Source organism: Syntrophomonas sp. UBA5494, assembly GCF_002426325.1.
Window position 1 is genome coordinate 1 of the sequence record NZ_DIPG01000073.1, and the last position, 4,342, is coordinate 4,342.

Here is a 4,342-nt window from a genome sequence, read left to right on the forward strand (position 1 = left end):
ATCCAATCAGGTGGCGCCTAATTGAGACTTTTGCATAATAGCAAAAATCTAAAGTAACCAGTTGGCCTTCTATGTTGTGTATATTGACGGTAATTCCATTTCCGGGATTTTTTCTAGGTTTTAAGTTTTTAAAACGGTTTTATTGAAGCCTATAATGGGGACCAGGCTATGCCGGTGCTTTCCTGTGAAACTTTTTTGGATCCGATCTGAAAAATTGCAGTAAGGAATTAAAAGCTAAGCCCCTGACCCAGCCGGCAGCTTGATCAAGGGCTTTTTAATACTGTTTGAGATCGCAAACAATTTTTTTCGACTAATCTTCACCATTTATGTCTTCCAGCATGGTAAGGTTCTTGGGGGTTTTACGGAAGAAGTTGGTAGTTGCGGCCGCATAAATTACCCCGATTGCCAGCCAGACAATTCCCACCAATTTCGCTTCCGCGGTCAAATTGTAAAGCAAGATCGTGCAGGTTATCAGGCCTAGTCCGGGTAAAACCAGGAATTTAACCACATTGGCGAATCCCCGGCGTTTGAGCTTTACATAGTAATGCATAATCACCGAAAAGTTTACCATAATAAAGCCGATCAGGGCACCGAAGTTAATGATGGTGATCACGGTTTCCAGTGGCAGGGCGGACCCTGCAATGCCCAGTCCTGCCACCAGCAGAATATTATAGGACGGCACCCGGCGCTTGGCGCTAAGATGGGTAAAGAACTTTTTGGGTATGACTTCATCGCGTCCCATGCCGTAAAGCAATCTGGATACACCTGTCTGGCAGTCCAGCGCATTGGCTAAGGAACCGGCGATCAGCACCACTGTGATAAAGGTGGCCAAAGCCTGTCCGCCGGCTTTCTGGCAGACCTCAAAGAAAGCCGAATCCAGGCTGGTGAAATTTTGAAAATCGGGGAAAATTGATTGGGCAAAATAAGCCTGGATAACAAAGACAAAGGCCATAAAGAAACAGGCGATCAGGGTTGCTTTGGACAAGGTTTTGGCCGGGCTGTGCATCTCTTCCGCCAGGGTGGTCATGGCCTCAAAACCCAGGAAAGAGAAACAGGCGATGGATGTCCCCATTAATATCGCATTCCAGCCAAAGGTTTCCGGGTTATAAAACGGCAGTGTGGTAAATCCCAACCCCACCCCCTGATTTAGCTGGGTAAACGCGCTGACCACAAAGTAGATTACGCCGACGAACATGAATATGACTAGAAACGTATTGACCCGGGTCAGATTCTTAATGCCCAGCAAGTTGATTGCGGTCACGATAGCAACGGTGGCGACAATGATTGCCCAGTAAGGTACGCCGGGGAAAAGGGCTCCGGCGAAAACGCCGATGATGACGTAGTTTAAAACCTGGAATAGGATATAATTGAGCAGCACCGCCCATCCGGTCAGAAACCCCAGATGAGGATTAACCGCCCTCTGGGTATAGGCATAGGCCGAACCCGAAACCGGGAAGGCTCCGGCCATTTGGCCATAGCTCCAGGCAGTAAAGGACATGGGAATTACGGCGATTAGATAGACCAGCGCCATGTGTCCCAGCGAAATATCGGTTACCGATCCATATACCGCCGCCGGCGCTATAGGAAACATCATGCATATGCCGAAGGCCAGCACACCCCATAAACCCAGCTCACGCTTCAATTCCTGCTTGTAGCCCATCTGTTCCAGACTTAAACCCTGATTTCCATTGCTCATCTGCTGGCGCCTCCTCTCGTTACTTTTCCGGATTCTTCCACAGTGACTTCATTTTTTCCCATTCTTCCTCCGACGTAGGGGCGGACAGGCAGCGGGCGCCGGGAAAATCATGATAGGGCCGGGTATATGCGCCTCTTTCAATTAGACGGTTGATATTGGCGCGATACACCTCATCCACCTCGGCATGATGCTTGGGTTCCTGATGCAGCCAGAGGTTTTTCGGATGGATAGGCTGATCATACATGTGCTTAAATAGCTCGGTGCGCAAATCTTTGGTCCAGTTGCTGTTCAGGTTCATTACCCGAAACTGGCGCAAAGCCTCAATATCAATGATGGCTGCCACTACGGTATTGTAATTGGATGGAGAGTAGGACATTATTTCGCCCCGGTAGTCAACGATATGGGAATTGCCTCCGCCAACGTTAAAGGGGTGCTGCATGCCCGGGTGTACGAATACAGGTCCCACATTGGGGCACAGCATATACAAAGCATTGAATTCCGCATGTCCCCGGTTTTGAATCATCCAACTGCCGCCACCTGGATAACCGCTTCCGGTCATAGGCATGGCCTCGCTGGGACGGTAAACTACCTCGGCGCCATTAAAAGCCAGCGCCCGCACTGCTTCCGGGTATTCGCCGTCGCTGCAGCAGATGGTGCCGATATTGCCGATATCATCTGTTTTTAGGACCGGGTAAAAGGCTTCAATGCCATCGCCAAAGAGCTCTACCCAGCGGTCGTAGACATCATGAGGGGTACATGATCTTTCCCGACACCAGATATGGTTTTTGGCTGCCTTGTGGACCACCTTGCCTTCGGGATTAATAATAAAGAGAGTATTAAAGTACCTGTCTTTTATGACTTCAGGCCAGCGGGCTTTGCACTGTACGATGATATAGGTCTGAAACTCCCGCGCCAGCTTGCCCAGGCGTTCGGTTTCCTCGCCTGGAATGTCAATAAAGAGATCGCGTGCTGCCGTTACATGCGGCAAATCGAAAACTTCGTCTGAAAATCCGGTGAGGGCGCCCTCGGCCAGAGCGACAATTTTAACCGGCATATTGATATTTACCGTATCCACCGCTCCACGGATGCAATCCTCAATGATATCCAGGTTCCTGGCTATGTCCTTGCGTTCGGAAATGCCGTATGATACAGTGGACAGGCCGACAGCCATATAAGGAGCGATAGGTTTACGTTCCTGCATTTTTCATACCCCCTGTTAAAAGTAGCTAACCAGTATCCGACTTGTAACCTGGAAAACTTTTTTAATTAGGAACGATCATCTGTGGTGATCGTATCTGCAGCCTGGTAAGACGGGCCTCCTTTCTTTAGGCTAGAATTAAGCATGCTTAAAAATGTCGTAAAAGGTTTCTTCTTATCATAAGTATACTGCATGCGGGAATCCTGGTAAATAAATAGTGTATAATTAGGATTCCTAATTATACACGAGAACATCACCTTTTATGAAAATCGTATATACTATATACTAGAAAAGGGGAGCCATTAAATAGCCTATTCAGGGAGTTGAGTAAATGAATCAACGGCAAGAAACATCAAGAAGCCGGGAAATCGTAAAGGTAATTACCTCGGGAATCCAAAGGGGGACCATAACCCCCGGGGAGCGTTTGCCGTCTCAGGTGGAAATGGCTGAGTTATTCGGGGTGAGCCGAACGGTGATAAGAGAGGCTATCAAAGTCCTGGAAGGGCAGGGGATAGTAAGCAGCATAAGAGGCAGCGGGATCTATGTCAATCCCCTGATAGACATATCCCTGGAGGATTCCCACAGCGGAGATCATGCCAACTATTTCTGCATGCGGGATATACTGGAGGTGGGCCGCCAGTTATGGTATCAGGCCCTGGATTTGGTCGTCCAAAACGCCGGCGATGAGGAAATTGAGGCCATCGCCAGTGCAACCAGAACCTTTTATAAGCGTTTTGCAGATGACACGAATATCAAGGAACGATACATTCATGAAACTTCTTTTGGTCTTACCCTGACCAAACATTCCCATAATCCGCTTTTGCATAAGATAATGGTGGAGTTTTTTCAGATTACCAGTGATGTAGATTATGAGGTTATTGCTGACAATAAAAAGTACCGGGAGATACTGGAAATAGACCTTAAAATAGTGGAAGCTCTGGAAGAAAGGAATTCACGGCGGGCCGTCTTTTATGGTCAGGAACGTGACCGGGTGATAGAGCAGATTCTGGCTAAAAATAACAAGCTACTGGAACAGACTTATCATGTCAGGTTATTGCCTTGAGAACCGGGAAATCTGACCGGGAGAATTGCTGGGGGATATGCCTTTTTAACGGCTTAATAGCGTACAAATCCTTTATTGCGTAAGCTCACGCGGGCAGTTCTTTTTTCGGTTTCTTCGTATTGTTTTATATATTTCCTGATCGTTTACCCCGATATTTCTGTATCCTTAGGTATTCTTCGCGGCGATTCCCACAAACGTAATATTATTTTGTTGTTTTTTCGTCTAGCTTATCATCTCTCCAGAACTTCCTTAATAAACTTTTATTTTCATCCTAATATCTCTTGAATTTGCATAAATCTGTTTAAATAAATTAACTTAAAATTATAAATGATAATACTGCGGAAAGATTTCGCAGTATTATCATTTATAGCTTAGGAGGTTACGA

General features: G+C 46.8%; 3 protein-coding genes. 1 reads left to right on the forward strand and 2 read right to left on the reverse strand.

Features of this window, described 5'->3' with window-relative positions:
* Nucleotides 1-310: 310 nt before the first annotated feature.
* Together B3W37_RS08510 and B3W37_RS08515 are read right to left on the reverse strand one after the other, a co-directional pair.
* Nucleotides 311-1,696, reverse strand: a complete 1,386-nt coding sequence (locus B3W37_RS08510; protein ID WP_483175382.1) for an APC family permease — start codon at nt 1,694-1,696, stop codon at nt 311-313.
* A gap of 19 nt (nt 1,697-1,715) precedes the next feature.
* Complete coding sequence (locus B3W37_RS08515) at nt 1,716-2,897, reverse strand: nitrilase-related carbon-nitrogen hydrolase (protein WP_483175383.1); 1,182 nt, start codon at nt 2,895-2,897, stop codon at nt 1,716-1,718.
* 328 nt (nt 2,898-3,225) lie between these two features.
* Here B3W37_RS08515 and B3W37_RS08520 point away from each other — a divergent pair, with 328 nt between their 5' ends.
* Nucleotides 3,226-3,957, forward strand: coding sequence for a FadR/GntR family transcriptional regulator (locus B3W37_RS08520; RefSeq protein ID WP_483175385.1), 732 nt, complete (start codon nt 3,226-3,228; stop codon nt 3,955-3,957).
* Nucleotides 3,958-4,342: the final 385 nt, after the last annotated feature.

What these genes read in the sequence shown, in the direction of transcription:
- B3W37_RS08510 (WP_483175382.1), bottom strand. Translation starts at nt 1,696, where the DNA reads ATGAGCAATGGAAATCAGGGTTTAAGTCTGGAACAGATGGGCTACAAG.
- B3W37_RS08515 (WP_483175383.1), bottom strand. Translation starts at nt 2,897, where the DNA reads ATGCAGGAACGTAAACCTATCGCTCCTTATATGGCTGTCGGCCTGTCC.
- B3W37_RS08520 (WP_483175385.1), top strand. Translation starts at nt 3,226, where the DNA reads ATGAATCAACGGCAAGAAACATCAAGAAGCCGGGAAATCGTAAAGGTA.